The 14,538-nt window shown below is 73.4% G+C and carries 12 protein-coding genes; 6 read left to right on the forward strand and 6 right to left on the reverse strand.

Translation table 11 applies throughout. The features are described from left to right. Positions 1–14: 14 nt before the first annotated feature. Positions 15–1,643 carry a protein kinase domain-containing protein gene (locus ACIP84_RS12450; RefSeq protein ID WP_355957069.1) on the reverse strand — a complete coding sequence of 543 codons (1,629 nt, stop codon included), beginning with the start codon at positions 1,641–1,643 and terminating at the stop codon, positions 15–17. A gap of 275 nt (positions 1,644–1,918) precedes the next feature. Here ACIP84_RS12450 and ACIP84_RS12455 point away from each other — a divergent pair, with 275 nt between their 5' ends. Beyond that, complete coding sequence (locus ACIP84_RS12455) at positions 1,919–3,583, forward strand: protein kinase (RefSeq protein WP_401797716.1); 1,665 nt, start codon at positions 1,919–1,921, stop codon at positions 3,581–3,583. Between the two features lie 161 nt (positions 3,584–3,744). Here the strand turns inward: ACIP84_RS12455 and ACIP84_RS12460 are convergent, their stop codons facing one another. Continuing rightward, a complete protein-coding gene (locus ACIP84_RS12460; RefSeq protein WP_401797718.1) occupies positions 3,745–4,047 on the reverse strand; it encodes a hypothetical protein in 303 nt (100 codons plus the stop codon). Positions 4,048–4,084: 37 nt separating this feature from the next. Here ACIP84_RS12460 and ACIP84_RS12465 point away from each other — a divergent pair, with 37 nt between their 5' ends. The 5 genes from ACIP84_RS12465 (at position 4,085) to ACIP84_RS12485 (ending at position 9,710) form a co-directional block, all read left to right on the forward strand. Then, positions 4,085–4,498 carry a hypothetical protein gene (locus ACIP84_RS12465; RefSeq protein ID WP_401797720.1) on the forward strand — a complete coding sequence of 138 codons (414 nt, stop codon included), beginning with the start codon at positions 4,085–4,087 and terminating at the stop codon, positions 4,496–4,498. 95 nt (positions 4,499–4,593) lie between these two features. After that, positions 4,594–5,328, forward strand: coding sequence for a PadR family transcriptional regulator (locus ACIP84_RS12470; RefSeq protein ID WP_401797722.1), 735 nt, complete (start codon positions 4,594–4,596; stop codon positions 5,326–5,328). Between the two features lie 140 nt (positions 5,329–5,468). Then, positions 5,469–6,203: an ABC transporter ATP-binding protein gene (locus tag ACIP84_RS12475; protein WP_355957081.1), complete on the forward strand. Its 735-nt coding sequence runs from the start codon at positions 5,469–5,471 to the stop codon at positions 6,201–6,203. Further along, entirely contained in the window at positions 6,200–9,064 is a 2,865-nt protein-coding gene (locus tag ACIP84_RS12480; RefSeq protein ID WP_401797724.1) for an FtsX-like permease family protein, read from the forward strand. The genes ACIP84_RS12475 and ACIP84_RS12480 overlap by 4 nt, the downstream gene beginning before the upstream one ends. Positions 9,065–9,161: 97 nt before the next feature. Beyond that, positions 9,162–9,710: a bacterial proteasome activator family protein gene (locus ACIP84_RS12485; protein WP_015034799.1), complete on the forward strand. Its 549-nt coding sequence runs from the start codon at positions 9,162–9,164 to the stop codon at positions 9,708–9,710. Between the two features lie 233 nt (positions 9,711–9,943). Here the strand turns inward: ACIP84_RS12485 and ACIP84_RS12490 are convergent, their stop codons facing one another. From ACIP84_RS12490 to ACIP84_RS12505, 4 genes are all read right to left on the reverse strand, one after another. Continuing rightward, positions 9,944–10,936, reverse strand: coding sequence for an NAD(P)H-quinone oxidoreductase (locus tag ACIP84_RS12490; protein ID WP_355957089.1), 993 nt, complete (start codon positions 10,934–10,936; stop codon positions 9,944–9,946). A 133-nt stretch (positions 10,937–11,069) separates the two neighbouring features. Continuing rightward, positions 11,070–12,155, reverse strand: a complete 1,086-nt coding sequence (locus ACIP84_RS12495; protein WP_355957092.1) for a potassium channel family protein — start codon at positions 12,153–12,155, stop codon at positions 11,070–11,072. After that, positions 12,152–13,543: a molybdopterin molybdotransferase MoeA gene (locus ACIP84_RS12500; RefSeq protein WP_401797727.1), complete on the reverse strand. Its 1,392-nt coding sequence runs from the start codon at positions 13,541–13,543 to the stop codon at positions 12,152–12,154. The genes ACIP84_RS12495 and ACIP84_RS12500 overlap by 4 nt, the downstream gene beginning before the upstream one ends. Beyond that, the gene (locus tag ACIP84_RS12505; RefSeq protein WP_401797729.1) at positions 13,540–14,439 is read right to left on the reverse strand and encodes an NTP transferase domain-containing protein; all 900 of its coding nucleotides are present in this window, start codon (positions 14,437–14,439) and stop codon (positions 13,540–13,542) included. The genes ACIP84_RS12500 and ACIP84_RS12505 overlap by 4 nt, the downstream gene beginning before the upstream one ends. Positions 14,440–14,538 lie beyond the last annotated feature (99 nt).

Consider the following 14,538-nt stretch of genomic DNA (forward strand, 5'->3'; position numbering starts at 1 on the left):
CGGGCCGAGCCCGGTCAGCCGGTCTCGGTGCCGTCCGTCGGCGGCGGGTCCGAGTTGTTGCCGCCCCCGGTGGGATCGGTGGTCGTGCCGGTCGACGGCGGGTCCGTGGGATCGGTGGGCGGATCCGTCGGCTCCGTCGGCTCGTCCGTGGGCTCCGTCGGCGGCTCGGTCGTCTTCGACGGCTCGGTCGTCGGCGGAGTCGTGGTCGGCGGCCGGGTCGTCGGCTGGTACGTGGTCGGCGGCGGCCACGGCGCCTCCGTGACGCCCCCGTCCGACGTGCCCGGGTCGGTCGACGGCTGCTCGGAGGGCTCCTCCGAGGGCGTCGGCTCCTCCGACTGCGTCGACGGCGAGGTCGAGACCGTCGGCGTCGGCGTGCCGCCCTTCTGGTTGCCCGTGTCGCCCGCCTTGTCCAGGGCGTAGACGACACCGGCGACGACCGCGACCAGCGCGAGCGCGGCGAACAGCCAGATCTTGCCGCGGCGGCCGTTGCCCCCGCTGTGCGAGCCGTACGGACCGTCCTGGCCGTAGCCGCCGTTCCCGCCCGTACCGCTGTCGTAGCCGCCGTACCCGCCGACGCCGCCGTCCTCCGGGTTCCGCGGCGGAAGGATCGGGCCCTGCGCGGTCTCGCCGTGCATGGGGTGGCCCATCGCGGTCGTCGCGGCCATGCCGCCGACCGGGGTGTGCCCGCCTTCGTGCGCCTCGACCGGCCCGGTGTTCCACGTGCCGGTGTGACCGCCCTGCTGCTGCAGCATCTGCAGGCCGTACTGGATGAGGCCGCGCATCTCCTCGGCGCTCTGGAACCGGTCGTCCGGGTCCTTCGCGAGCGAGCGCATCACCAGGCCGTCCAGCTCCGGCGGCACGGACTGCGTGACGTCGGACGGCGGGACCGGCGCGTCCTGGACGTGCTGGTACACGACGGACAGCGGGGTCTCGCCGGTGAACGGGGGCCGCAGCGCGAGGAGTTCGTAGAGGAGGCAGCCCGTCGCGTACAGGTCGGAGCGGTGGTCGACGGCCTTGCCGAGCGCCTGCTCCGGGGAGAGGTACTGCGGGGTGCCCATGACCATGCCGGTCTGGGTCATCGTCGACTGCGCGCCGTGCAGGGCGCGGGCGATGCCGAAGTCCATGACCTTCACGGCGCCGCCGTGGGTGATGATCACGTTCGCCGGCTTGATGTCGCGGTGCACGATGCCGTGCTGGTGCGAGTAGGCCAGCGCCTCCAGGACTCCGGAGACGATGATGAGGGCCTGCTCGGGCCCGGGGGCCTCGGCGCTCAGCAGCAGGTCGCGGATGGTGCGGCCCTCGACCAGCTCCATCACGATGTACGGCACGGGCCGGCCGGCGACGAGGTCCTCGCCGGAGTCGTAGACCGCGACGATGGCGTGGTGGTTGAGCCCGGCGACGGACTGCGCCTCACGGGTGAAGCGGGCCTTGGAGACCGGGTCCTCGGCGAGATCGGCGCGCAGGAGCTTGACCGCGACCGTACGGCCGAGCCGTACGTCCTCGGCCGCGAAGACCTCCGCCATGCCGCCGCGTCCCAGACGGTGCGTCAGGCGGTAGCGGCCGTCGCCGACGACCCCGCCGACGCCCCAGGACTCCGCCGACGAGTCGGGCACACCGCCGCCTGCTCCGGATTCGGGTGCCATCAGTCCTCGCCGTCGTCTGTCGTGCCGTGTCCAGTCGTCACGCTACAGGCTCCGTACGACACCACGGTCCGAGATGGACCGGCCATCCAATCCCTTCCACGTACACCTGTGCAAATTCGGCAGGATTCCTCCGCCCCCGCCGAAACGGTTCGGGGGACCTTCCTGTGCGGAGGGTCACGGAACGGGCACCTGGCTTGACGTGTCACTGCCCTCGGGCAGACTTGGCCAGGAAATTCCGGATCGACGCCGCCACGCGCGCGTATGGGGGAGCACAGATGAGCCAGGACGGCGCACAGGGCCGCTATGCGGGCGGTTCGGTCGCGGGCGGCCGGTACCAGCTGCGCGACCTTCTCGGCGAGGGCGGCATGGCGTCGGTCTACCTGGCCTACGACAGCGCACTCGACCGCCAGGTCGCCATCAAGACGCTGCACACCGAGCTCGGCCGTGAGCAGTCCTTCCGTGAGCGCTTCCGCCGCGAGGCGCAGGCGGTCGCGAAGCTGTCGCACACCAACATCGTCTCGGTCTTCGACACCGGCGAGGACACCCTCGACGGCGCCGTCATGCCGTACATCGTCATGGAGTACGTGGAGGGGCAGCCGCTCGGCTCGGTCCTCGCCTCGGACATCCAGCAGTACGGCGCGATGCCGGCCGACAAGGCGCTGAAGGTCACGGCCGACGTGCTCGCCGCCCTCGAGGTCAGCCACGAGATGGGGCTGGTCCACCGCGACATCAAGCCCGGCAACGTGATGCAGACCAAGCGCGGCGTGGTCAAGGTCATGGACTTCGGCATCGCGCGGGCCATGCAGTCCGGCGTCACGTCGATGACGCAGACCGGCATGGTCGTCGGCACCCCTCAGTACCTCTCCCCCGAGCAGGCCCTCGGGCGCGCGGTGGACGCCCGCTCCGACCTCTACTCGGTCGGCATCATGCTCTTCCAGCTGCTGACCGGCCGGCTCCCCTTCGACGCCGACTCCCCGCTGGCCATCGCCTACGCGCACGTGCAGGAGGAGCCGGTCGCCCCGTCGACGGTCAACCGGGCCGTGACGCCGGCGATGGACGCACTCGTCGCCCGCGCGCTGCGAAAGAACCCGAACGAGCGGTTCCCGAGCGCGGCCGCGATGCGCGACGAGTGCCTCCGGGTGCTCTCCGCCGGCCAGACCGGTGCCCCGGTGATCGTCCCCGGCGGTCCCGTCACCAGCGGTGCGGGCGTCGGCTCCGCGGTCTTCCCGCCCGTCGGCCAGACCCCGCCGCCGGCCCCGCATTCCGCACCGCACGGGGTGCAGCACCCCTACCAGCCGCCGACGCCGGGACCGTACGGTCCGGCGACCCCGGCGCCCGCCTCTTCGTACGGCTATCCGCAGCAGGCGCCGACGCCCGCTCCGGCGTACCACACCCAGGCCCCCGCCCCGCAGGGCCCGTACCAGGCGCCCACCCCCGCGCCGTACGCCCCGGTCCACACCCCCGCGCCCACCCCGACGGGTGGCGGCTCGCGGCGGAACACGCCGGTGATCGTGGGCGCGGCCCTCGTCGCCCTGCTCGCGATCGGCGGCCTCGTCGCCTTCCTCAACCGGGACGACAAGGACACCCCCGAGGCCGGAGGCACGGGCGGCACGGAGACCCGGCAGAGCCAGTCGGCGGCCCCCGGCCACAAGGGCCCGGACCTGACCAAGACGATCGACCCGAAGAAGTGCAGCCAGCCGACGGAGTCGAGCGACGACCCGGAGAAGTTCGAGGTCCCCAACTTCACCTACAAGAACATCTACTCGGTGAAGGACTGCGTACGAGCAGCGGGCTGGAAGATCATGACGCAGACCCCGGTGGACGAGTCCACGTACGGCGAGGGCACGGTCCTTGAGCAGTACCCGCCGGCCGGCGAGGACATCACCGACAAGGACGCCGAGTTCACCCTGAAGATCTCGACGGGCAACCCGCCGCAGTAGGACGGATCCGCCCCTGCCCACGGACTCGTCCGTGCCGCTGCGGGGCCCGCCCTTACTCCTCCTGACGCCCCTTTACGTCTGCTGACCCCGTCCCGGATGCCGGAAGCGTCCCGACATGTGACGCTGAGTCCACTATCTCGTCGGCTCGGCACGGGAGGGGGTCACCCGGTGACTCCAGCACTCCGCAGGGCACGGGCGCGGGCCCTCGGACCCGCTCTCACCTGCGTGTTCGCCTGCGCGTGCGTTCTGTACGGGGAGCCGTTCGCGTACGGAGCCGAGGCGCCCGTCAGCTCGGTGGGGGCCACGGCCCCGACCGCGCCGTCGGCCACCACGTCGCCGCCGCCCTCGCCCTCCCGGACGTCCGTCGCCCCGTCACCCTCCTCCGGCACTCCCTCCGCGACGGTCACCCCCTCCCCTTCCTCCTCCGCCCCCACCTCCCCGGGGCGGACCTGGGGTGCCGGCACGCCCGCGCCTCCCGCGCCCGCCGCCACCGGAACCGGGGTGGCGCCCCCCGCCGCGCCGAGCGACGAGCCCAGCGACGCGCCCTCCCCCGACGGCTCCGCGTCGCTGGCGGGCCGGCCCGCGGGCGAGGGGCGGCCGAGGCCCGGCCGCTCCGTGCCACCGTCCTCCGACGACACGGACCCGCCGGAGGACTCTCGTACCGAAACTGCAACAGACCCGGAGAGCCCCGAGGGCCCCGCGGCCGTCGGGCAGGAGGACGAGGGAGTACGCGAGGAGGAGGCCGTCGCACCTGAGGCGGCTCCCGCGAGCCGGCCGGGCGCCGCGCCGCGCATGGCGGCCGAATCCGCGCCACCCCTCGTCGACCAGCGGATTCCCGTGCTCACGCTGGGGGTCGGGCTCGCCCTGATGGGGCTCGGAATCGGCTTCCTCGGGCTCCGGATGCGGCGCCGCTGAGCCCCTCGGCCCGCCCGGGTCCCCCTTGAGGCGGACGTGCCTCTTCCGTCTCAGGACGGTTGTCCGCGACGACATACCCGGTATACATACTGAGTATGTCGATCCGCCACGGGCTTCTCGCCCTCCTCGAACGCGGCCCTCGGTACGGCTCCCAGCTCCGTACGGAGTTCGAGTCCCGCACCGGTTCCACCTGGCCGCTCAACGTGGGCCAGGTCTACACGACCCTCAACCGGCTCGAACGCGACGGCATGGTCGCCCAGAGCGGCGAGGACGCGGCCGGGCACGCGCTCTACGCGATCACGGACAGCGGCCGCACCGAACTCAGGACCTGGTTCGAGAAGCCGGTGGACCGCACCAGCCCCGCCCGCGACGAGCTGGCCATCAAGCTCGCCATGGCCGTGGGCGCCTCCGGCGTCGACATCCGCGACGTCATCCAGTCCCAGCGCCGCCACACCGTGAAGGCCATGCAGGACTACACCCGCCTCAAGGCCCAGGCGCTCGTCGCCGTCGAGAGCGGCGGGGCGCGGGAGCGGGACGACGTCGCCTGGCTGCTCGTCCTGGAGCAGCTGATCTTCCAGACCGAGGCCGAGGCACGCTGGCTCGACCACTGCGAGTCCCGGCTGATCCGCCTGTCGGCGACGGCCGCGGACGCCGGGTCGGCCGCGGCGACCAGGGCGACGACGACCAGGGGCACCACCGGAGGCACTCCCGGGGGCACGGTCGGCGGGACCGCCGAGGCACCGGCCGCGACCACCCCGACCGGCGCCGACACGGCGCCCACCCAAGCCGCACCACCCGAGGCCGCGTCACCCGTGGCCGGGGCGCGCTGACCGCACGGTCGCGCCCCACCGCTCGCACCTCACCCGCCGTACGGCCCGCACACCACCCGCCGTACCACTCCCGCATCACCTTTCCACCGCTCGCTCCCGTACCCGGCCGACCGCCGAGTACGCCCAAGGGGGGACCCCTCATGTCCGCACAGCAGCCCGTGCTGCAACTCCAGAACCTGACCCGCGTCCATGGCGCGGGTGCCACCGAGGTGCATGCCCTGCGCGGCATCGACCTCGCCGTGTACCCGGGTGAACTCGTCGCCGTCATGGGCCCGTCCGGCTCCGGCAAGTCCACGCTCCTCACCATCGCCGGCGGCCTCGACACCCCCACCTCGGGCCGCGTGATCGTCGAGGACACCGACATCACCGAGGCGAGCGTCAAGGAGCTCGCGGCCCTGCGCCGCCGCAGCATCGGCTACGTCTTCCAGGACTACAACCTCATCCCCGCCCTGACCGCCGCCGAGAACGTGGCCCTGCCCCGCGAACTGGACGGGACCTCCTCCCGCAAGGCGCGCGTCGAGGCCCTCAAGGCCCTGGAGGAGATGGGCCTCGGCCACCTCGCCGACCGCTTCCCGGACGAGATGTCCGGCGGCCAGCAGCAGCGTGTGGCCATCGCCCGCGCGCTCGTCGGCGACCGGCGGCTCGTCCTCGCCGACGAGCCGACCGGCGCCCTCGACTCCGAGACCGGCGAGTCCGTGCTCGCCCTGCTCCGCAGCCGCTGCGACGCCGGCGCCGCCGGTGTCCTCGTCACCCACGAGCCGCGGTTCGCGGCCTGGGCGGACCGGGTCGTGTTCCTGCGGGACGGCGCCATCGTCGACCAGACCGTGCGCAGCGAGGCCGATTCCCTGCTGTCGGGCCAGGTGGCTGAGGCGTGAAGACCTGGTTCCACTCCTGGCGGGCCGCGATCCGGATCGCCCGCCGCGACGCCTGGCGTTCCAAGGGCCGGAGCGCCCTCGTCCTCGCCATGATCGCCCTGCCGATCCTGGGTGTCAGCGCCCTCGACCTGACCTTCCGCAGCTCCGAGCTGTCCCCCGCCGAGCGGGCGGACCGCATGATCGGCGCGGCCGACGCCCAGTTCAAGGACCCCGGCTTCGGCGGCGTGCCGATCTTCCAGGACCCGCTCGGCGACATGAACACGCCGGCCAAGGACTACGAGAACACGACGTGGCCGAGCGGCCCCACCGATGTCACCAAGACCTTCCCCGCGGGCTCCACCGTCCTCACGGACAGCTCCGGCTCGGCGAAGCTGACGACCAAGCACGGCCTGCTCGTCACCCAGGTGCGTGAGCTCAAGGCCGCCGATCCGATCGCCCGGGGCATCACGACCCTGCTGGAGGGGCGCTACCCGGAGAAGAACGACGAGGTCGTCGCGACCTCGAACTTCCTGGAGAGCAGTGGGCTGTCGGTCGGCTCGACCCTTTCCGCACGCAATTTCGACCGCCCGTATCGGATCGTCGGCTCCTACGAGATTCCCGACGATCTGAAGGCCGTCCAGGTCAACGCGCTCCCGGGAGCCTTCCTCGCCCCGTACGCGAAGGCCGTCGAGAAGACCGGTCTGCAGAAGCCCGACACCAGCACCACGTACCTGGTGCGCAAGTCCGGTGGTTTCACGTGGAACATGGTCAAGGAGCTCAACGCCAAGGGCGTGATCGTCTCCTCGCGTGCCGTGATCCTCGACCCGCCGGCCGACTCCGAGGTGCCGCTCTACCAGAAGGAGAACTGGGGCAACTACGAGGCCGGCTCGGGGGCGAAGGCCGCCGAACTCGCCGCCCTCGGCACCGTCGTCGGTCTCGCGATGCTGGAGATCTGCCTGCTCGCCGGACCCGCCTTCGCGGTCGGCGCCCGTCGCTCGCGCCGCCAGCTCGGTCTGGTCGGTGCCAACGGCGGCGCCCGCAGCCACGTCCGGGCCATCGTGCTGAGCGGCGGTCTGGTCATCGGTGTCGCCGCGGCGGTCACCGGCACGGTCCTCGCCCTGATCCTCACCAAGGCGCTCCAGCCGTACCTGGAGGAGACCATGGGCCAGCGGTTCGGAGCCTTCGACATCCGGCCGCTCGAAATCCTCGGCATCGCGCTGCTCGCCGTGCTGACCGGCCTGCTCGCCGCCATCGTGCCGGCGATCACCGCCTCCCGGCAGACCGTCCTCGCCTCGCTCACCGGCCGGCGCGGCGTCCGCCGCAGCAGCCGGGTGCTGCCCCTGATCGGCCTCGCGGCCCTTCTGATCGGCGGCGCGATCGCGCTCTTCGGCTCCATGGTCACCCAGCAGTTCATCGTCGTGGCCGGCGGCTCGGCCATCGCCGAGCTGGGCGTCGTCGCCATGACCCCGGCCCTGGTGGGACTGTTCGGCCGGGCCGGCCGCTGGCTGCCGCTGTCGCCGCGGCTCGCGCTGCGGGACGCCGTGCGCAACCGGGGCCGTACGGCACCCGCCGTCGCCGCCGTCCTCGCCGCCGTCGCCGGTACGGTCGCCGTCTCCACGTACATGGCCAGCGACGAGGCCCAGCAGAGGGCCGAGTACAGCGCCCAGCTGCCGCACGGAACCGTCGCCGCGTTCGTCACGGAGGAAGGCGGCCGGGACGTCCCCGCGGTCCGCGAGGCGATCCAGCGGTACGTCCCCGTCGACGTCCGCGCGGATGTCGCGCGCGTCTCGGTCGGCAAGCCCAGCTGCCAGCCGTGGGACAGCGGTCCGGGCTGCGGCCGCTTCGAGGTCGTCGTGCCCCCGGCGAACGAGTGCCCCGTGTACCGGGCACTCCCCGGCGGCGGAGACCCCTCGGAGAAGTACACGCCCGAGCAGCGACGGAAGATGCTCACCGACGACTGGCGCTGCAAGGAGGGCCGGAGCAGCGGGATGTACGTCGCCGACGGCGGGCTCCTCGTCGCCGACGCCGCGCTCCTGAAGGTGCTCGGCCTCGACGACCCCGCGACCGTGAAGGCCCTCGACGAGGGCAAGGTCGTCAGCTTCAACCCCGTCAACGTCGCCAAGAACGGCACCTTCGGGATCAAGAAGATCACCGACCTCGCCGCCGCCGACAAGGCCTCCGAGACGGGCAGGCCCGCTCCCGGCAAGGTCGTCTCCCTGCCCGCCTACCAGGTGCCCGGGGACGAGAAGTCCTACGGCGTCCAGGCCCTGATCACCCCGGCCACCGCCAAGGCCGCCGGTCTCGCGACGGCGCCGCTCGGCGTGTACGCCAGCACCGACCGGCTGCCCGACACCGAGGCACGCCAGAAGCTCGACGGCGAGCTCACCAAGCTCGGCAGCAACGTCGATCTCCGTGTGGAGGAAGGATTCGTCAGCGCCAACAGCCTCATCCTGCTGTCGCTGGCGATCTTCGCGGGGCTCGTCACCGTCGGTGCCGCCGGCATCGCCACCGGGCTCGCCCAGGCCGACGCCGAGGCCGATCTGAAGACGCTCGCCGCCGTGGGCGCCCCGCCGCGGGTCCGCCGGACCCTCAGCGGCTTCCAGTGCGGTGTCGTCGCCGCCATGGGCGTACTCCTCGGCTCGGCCGCCGGAGTGCTGCCGGCGATGGGCCTCCGGCTCAACGAGGAGCGGCAGCAGATGCGCTGGCACGAGGAATCCGTCGCCCAGGGCTGGAGCGCGGCCTCGGACGCGCCGTACGTCCCGATCGTCATCCCCTGGGAGACCCTCGCCGGCCTGCTCATCGCCGTACCCGTGGGTGCCGCGCTGCTCGCCGCCCTGGTGACCCGCTCGCGCGGCGCGCTGTCCCGGCGCGAGGCGACCTGACGGTCTTCGTTGTCGTCCTGTGCCCCCGTACGAGGGTGGATCACCCTCGTACGGGGGCACACCCCCTGGTGACGCATGTGTACGAGAGAATGGCGGCATGGAGATGCCGAGGAATGACAGGTCGCAGGAGAGCCCCCAGGTCCTCATCGTGGGACAGGACGGGATGGCGCTCGGCGGCACTCAGGGCGACGACGAACCCCGCGAGGTCCCGGTGACGGAAATGGTCGAGCAGCCTGCGAAGGTCATGCGGATCGGCAGCATGATCAAGCAGCTCCTGGAGGAAGTACGCGCGGCACCTCTCGACGAGGCCAGCCGCGTCAGGCTCAAGGACATCCACGCCAGCTCCGTGAAGGAGCTGGAGGACGGACTCGCGCCCGAGCTCGTCGAGGAGCTGGAGCGGCTCTCCCTGCCGTTCACGGACGAGGCGATCCCCTCGGAGGCGGAGCTGCGCATCGCGCAGGCGCAGCTGGTGGGCTGGCTCGAGGGCCTCTTCCACGGCATCCAGACGGCGCTCTTCGCCCAGCAGATGGCGGCCCGCGCCCAGCTGGAGCAGATGCGCAGGGCGCTCCCGCCGGGTGCGTCGCACGACGATGACGACGACGACCGCGGCCCCGGCCACGCGGTCCGCTCGGGGCCGTACCTGTAGGCCACGACGGAGGACACGAGGAGGGGCCCGGCACACAACGTGCCGGGCCCCTCACGTGTCCGTACGGGGAGGGCGGCGGGTGCGGGGACTGCCCGAGGCCGCACACGGCCACAGGCGGCCCCGCACACGGCCACAGGCGGCCCCGCGCACGGCCACAGGCAGGCAGCCGGCTGCGGGGTGCCTGTGGCCGGAGGGCCCACGCCGGCCGGGCGGTGAGGCCCAGGCCGCGTCCGTCAGCCCTGGCGCTGAGGGGCCACGAGCAGGATCTTGCCCACATGGGTGCCGGACTCCAGCGCCCGGTGGCCCTCGGCGGCGTCGTTCAGCGGCAGCGTCCGGTCCACGACCGGCCTGACCGTGCCCGCGCCGATCAGCGGCCAGACGTGCTCCCGTACGGCGGCGACGATCGCCGCCTTCTCCTCCGCCGGACGGGCCCGCAGCGTGGTCGCCATGACCGCGGCGCGCTTCGCGAGCAGCGCCCCGAGGTTCAGCTCGCCCTTGACTCCGCCCTGGAGGCCGATGACGACGAGCCGGCCGTTCACGGCCAGCGCCTTCACGTTCCGCTCCAGGTACTTGGCACCGACGATGTCCAGGATGACGTCCGCACCCGCCCCGTCCGTCGCCTTGGCCAGCTCCTCGACGAAGTCCTGCTCGCGGTAGTCGATGAGGATGTCCGCGCCGAGCTCGGCGCAGCGCGCCAGCTTCTCGGGGCCGCCGGCGGTGACCGCGACCCGCGCCCCGACCGCCTTCGCCAGCTGGATCGCCATCGTGCCGATCCCGCTCGCACCGCCGTGCACGAGCAGCGTCTCGCCGGGACGCAGGTGCGCGATCATGAAGATGTTGGACCAGACGGTGCAGGCGACCTCGGGGAGTGCCGCGGCCGTCGCCAGGTCGACGCCCTCCGGGACCGGGAGCAGCTGCCCCACGGGCACGACGACCTTCTCCGCGTAACCGCCGCCGGCGAGCAGCGCGCAGACCTCGTCGCCGACGGCCCAGCCGGACACCCCCGGGCCGAGTGCGGCGATCCGGCCCGAACACTCCAGGCCGGGGTACGGCGAGCTGCCCGGCGGCGGGTCGTAGAAGCCCTGGCGCTGGAGCAGGTCGGCGCGGTTGACCGCGCTCGCCACCACCTCGACGAGGACCTCGCCCTCGCCGGGTACGGGATCGGGCACCTCGGCCCAGACGAGGGCCTCGGGACCACCGGGTTCCGGAATCGTGATCGCATACATGGCGGCGAGGCTACTCCCGGCACCGGCCGGAGACGCGGTGCTCCGTGCTCACGCTGCCGGGCTCAGCCCTGCCGGCTCACGCTTCCTTGCTCAGCCCGTCCGTCCTAAGGCTTCCGGCATCAGCCCTGCCGGCTCAGTCCTCCGGCGGCGTCCTGAGCGGGGTGATCGGCGCGGCCCGCACGATGGTGATCACCCGGTCGGTGAGCTGGAGCGGGCTGGCCGCGGGGTCGTCGTAACCGAGCAGCCGGTGGCCGCGGAGCACGCTCACGACCAGATCACCCGTCTCCCGCACGCTCTTCCCGACCTCGCTCTTGGTCACCGGGCGCTCGACCAGGTCGAGGCCGGAGCCCTGCTGGATGAGGTCCTCCATCACCGTGCCGGCGCTGGGGCTCAGCACCGAGAGGCCGAGCAGCCGCCCGGCGGCGCTGGCGCTGGTGATGACCGCGTCCGCGCCGGACTGGCGCAGCAGCGGCGCGTTCTCCTCCTCACGGACCGCGGCGACGATCTTCGCGCCCCGGTTGAGCTGCCGGGCCGTGAGGGTGACCAGGACGGCCGTGTCGTCGCGCTGGGTGGCGATGACGATCTGCCGGGCCCGCTGCACCTCGGCACGGAGCAGGACGTCGCTGCGGGTCGCGTCGCCGACCACGCCGACGAAGCCGTCCGCGTTCGCCGTCTCGATCACCTTGTTGGAGGGATCGACGATGACGATCTGCTCCTTGCTGAGACCGGTCGCGCAGAGCGTCTGGATCGCGGACCGCCCCTTGGTGCCGAAGCCGACGATGACGGTGTGGTCGCGCAAGGTGGACCTCCAGCGGTTCAGCCGGAACTCCTCGCGGGTCCGCTCCGTGAGGACCTCGAGGGTGGTGCCGACCAGGATGATCAGAAACAGCACGCGCAGGGGCGTGACCAGCAGGATGTTGGCGAGCCGAGCCGAGTCGCTGTACGGGACGATGTCGCCGTATCCGGTGGTGGAGAGCGTGACGGTCGCGTAGTAGGCGCAGTCGAGGAAGTCGAGCGTCTCGTTGGCGTTGTCGTGGTAACCCTCACGGTCGACGTAGACGATGAGGACCGTCACCACCAGCACGCCGAGGGCCATCAGGAGCCGCTTGCCGACCTGGCGCAGGGGCCGCTCGACCTCCCGGCGCGGCAGCCTGATCTGCGGGCCGGAGATCCGTTCGTCCGCGTGGCGGGCCATCGCGTCACGACTGGGAAGTTTCACGTGAAACACGCTCCTTGGGCCGGTACGGCCCCCTCGGCCACCGGCCAGGGAAGGTCGAGGACGTCCAGTTCCTGTCCGGGGCGGGCGCCGCCGGGCGGGACGACGGCCAGGCCGTCTGCGGCGGCGATGCCCCGGAGCATGGCCGGTCCGTTGTAGCGCAGGGGCACGGCGCGTCCACCACGGCGGACGACCGGGACGAGCCGTGTGTCGTACGGATGCCCGTGCACCTCGTCCTGGACGGGGACGCGGGGCGGGGCGGGCGCAGCCGCCGCGGCCCCGGTCAGGGCGGCCAGGAGCGGCTGCGCCAACGTCAGAAGCCCGGAGACGGCCGCGAGCGGGTTGCCGGGAAGCCCGACGAGATGACGGACGTGCGGGCGCTCCGGCCGGGTGGGCTCCGACGGCCCGGGCTCGGCCCGGGTGGGCTCGGCCCGGGTGGGCTCCGACGGCGCGGGCTCGGCCCGGGTGGGCTCGGCCGCGAGGCGGGCGAGCAGCATGGGGTGACCGGGCCGGACCTTCACGCCGTCGACGAGGAGGGTCGCGCCGGCCTTGTCCAGTACGCCGTGGACGTGGTCCACGGGCCCGGCGGCGGTCCCGCCGGTCGTGAGGACCAGGTCGGCGGCGGAACAGGTGACGGCCGCGTACAGCTCCTCGGCCTCGTCGCCGATCCTGCGGGTGGCGAGGACGTCGGCGCCGAGCGCCGCCAGCCACGGGCCGAGCATGGGGCCGAGGGCGTCCCGGATCAGGCCGTCGTGGGGGAGACCCGTCGTGAGCAGTTCGTCGCCGAGGACGAGGATCTCGACCCGGGGGCGCGGCGGTACGGGGAGCTCGTCGTAGCCGGCGGCCGCGGCGAGGCCGAGCACGGCGGGCGTCACGACGGTGCCGGCGGGCAGCAGTTCGTCGCCGGCACGGCACTCCTGGCCCCGGGGCCGGATGTCCTGCCCCGGTACGACCTCGCGCAGGGCCCGCAGCACCGCGTGTTCGGTGCGTGCGTGCTCGGTGCGGACGACAGCGGTGGTCCCGGCGGGGACACGGGCGCCGGTGGCGATCCGTACGGCCTCGCCGTCGACCGCCACGGCCGCGGCCGTCTGTCCGGCGAGAACGGCGCCCTCCGCGCGTACGGTCCAGGGGCCGGGACCCGCGACCGCCCAGCCGTCCATGGCGGAGGTGTCGAAGGGCGGCAGGTCGGTGAGGGCGCGCAGCGGCTCGGCCAGGACCTGGCCGAGTGCCTGCCCGAGGGGTACGCCGAGCGGCGCCCGGCCGGCCCGCGCGGAGGCCCCGGCGCGGACGGCCGCGGCGCGGGCCTCGGGCCAGGCGGTGGCCCGGTGCGGCTGCCCGGCCCGCGCGTCGTCGGTTCCGGGGGCCACCGGGAGGGGCTCCTTCAGGGTCATCCGGCCTCGTCCTGCTCGGCGGCCCAGCGCTGGGCCAGCGCGGCGGCCTTGCGGGCGGCCTCGGCGACCGCCTCGGGGCCGCCCTCGCTGCCCGCGCGCGCCGCCGCGTATCCGACCAGGAAGGTGGTCAGGGGTGCGGCGGGGCGGGCCACTCCATGGGCGGCGTCACGGGCCAGATCGAGCAGGACGCCGGTGTCGACGTCCAGCTCGATGCCCAGTTCGTCCTTGACTGCGGTGATCCATTCATCCAGCACGGTCCCATGCTCCCTGATGCGGGCCCGGGCCGTGGCGATGTCCTCCCAGGTGTCGCAGTCGAAGGAGGCCAGGGGCCCGGCGGCTACCCGGGTGAGGTGGAGTGCGCCGGTGAGCTGCCGCAGCGGGCCGCCGGCGAGGGTGCCGCGCTCCTCGGTGATCCGCGCCAGCTCCCGCCGGAGCGGAGCCGCTCGGTAGGCGGCGACGAGCGGCTGGTCCCGCCCCCCGGCGTCGGTGAGGAGCGCGGCCTCGGCGTCGGGGGTGTCGGCGAGTGCGCCGAGCAGTCGGTGGACGGTGTCCTCGTCGAGGAAGGGCAGGTCGGCGGAGAGGACGAGCAGCACATCGGCCCCGGCGTCCCCGGCTCCGATGCCGCCTCCGGCGCGGGCGCCCGCACCGCTCTTCCGTACTCCCGCGTCGAGCGCGGCGAGCGGCCCTCCTCCGGGCGGGTCCTCCCTGGTCCAGCGGACGGGGCGGACGGTCGGGCGGGAATCGCCCACGACCACGGTCCGGTCCGCGCCACGGCACGCGGCGAGGACCCGGTCGAGCAGCGCCCGGCCTCCGACCCTTACTCCGGGCTTGTCGGCTCCGCCGAGCCGCTGGGCAGCGCCTCCGGCGAGCACGACGGCGTCATGTGGGGTGGTCACCCCAGCAGTATGGTCCGCCGCCCCTTCCCGCCGTCGGGCGCGTCTCGCGGGACGGACGGCGGACGGGTCCGGAGGACCGTCCGGAGCCGGCTCCTGCGG

Source organism: Streptomyces sp. NPDC088707 (assembly GCF_044752725.1).
Classification (GTDB): domain Bacteria; phylum Actinomycetota; class Actinomycetes; order Streptomycetales; family Streptomycetaceae; genus Streptomyces.

Bases quoted from the DNA above. Each gene is read 5' to 3' on its own strand.
- ACIP84_RS12450 (WP_355957069.1), bottom strand. From the start codon at position 1,643: ATGGCACCCGAATCCGGAGCAGGCGGCGGTGTGCCCGACTCGTCGGCG.
- ACIP84_RS12455 (WP_401797716.1), top strand. From the start codon at position 1,919: ATGAGCCAGGACGGCGCACAGGGCCGCTATGCGGGCGGTTCGGTCGCG.
- ACIP84_RS12470 (WP_401797722.1), top strand. From the start codon at position 4,594: ATGTCGATCCGCCACGGGCTTCTCGCCCTCCTCGAACGCGGCCCTCGG.
- ACIP84_RS12475 (WP_355957081.1), top strand. From the start codon at position 5,469: ATGTCCGCACAGCAGCCCGTGCTGCAACTCCAGAACCTGACCCGCGTC.
- ACIP84_RS12485 (WP_015034799.1), top strand. From the start codon at position 9,162: ATGGAGATGCCGAGGAATGACAGGTCGCAGGAGAGCCCCCAGGTCCTC.
- ACIP84_RS12490 (WP_355957089.1), bottom strand. From the start codon at position 10,936: ATGTATGCGATCACGATTCCGGAACCCGGTGGTCCCGAGGCCCTCGTC.
- ACIP84_RS12500 (WP_401797727.1), bottom strand. From the start codon at position 13,543: ATGACCCTGAAGGAGCCCCTCCCGGTGGCCCCCGGAACCGACGACGCG.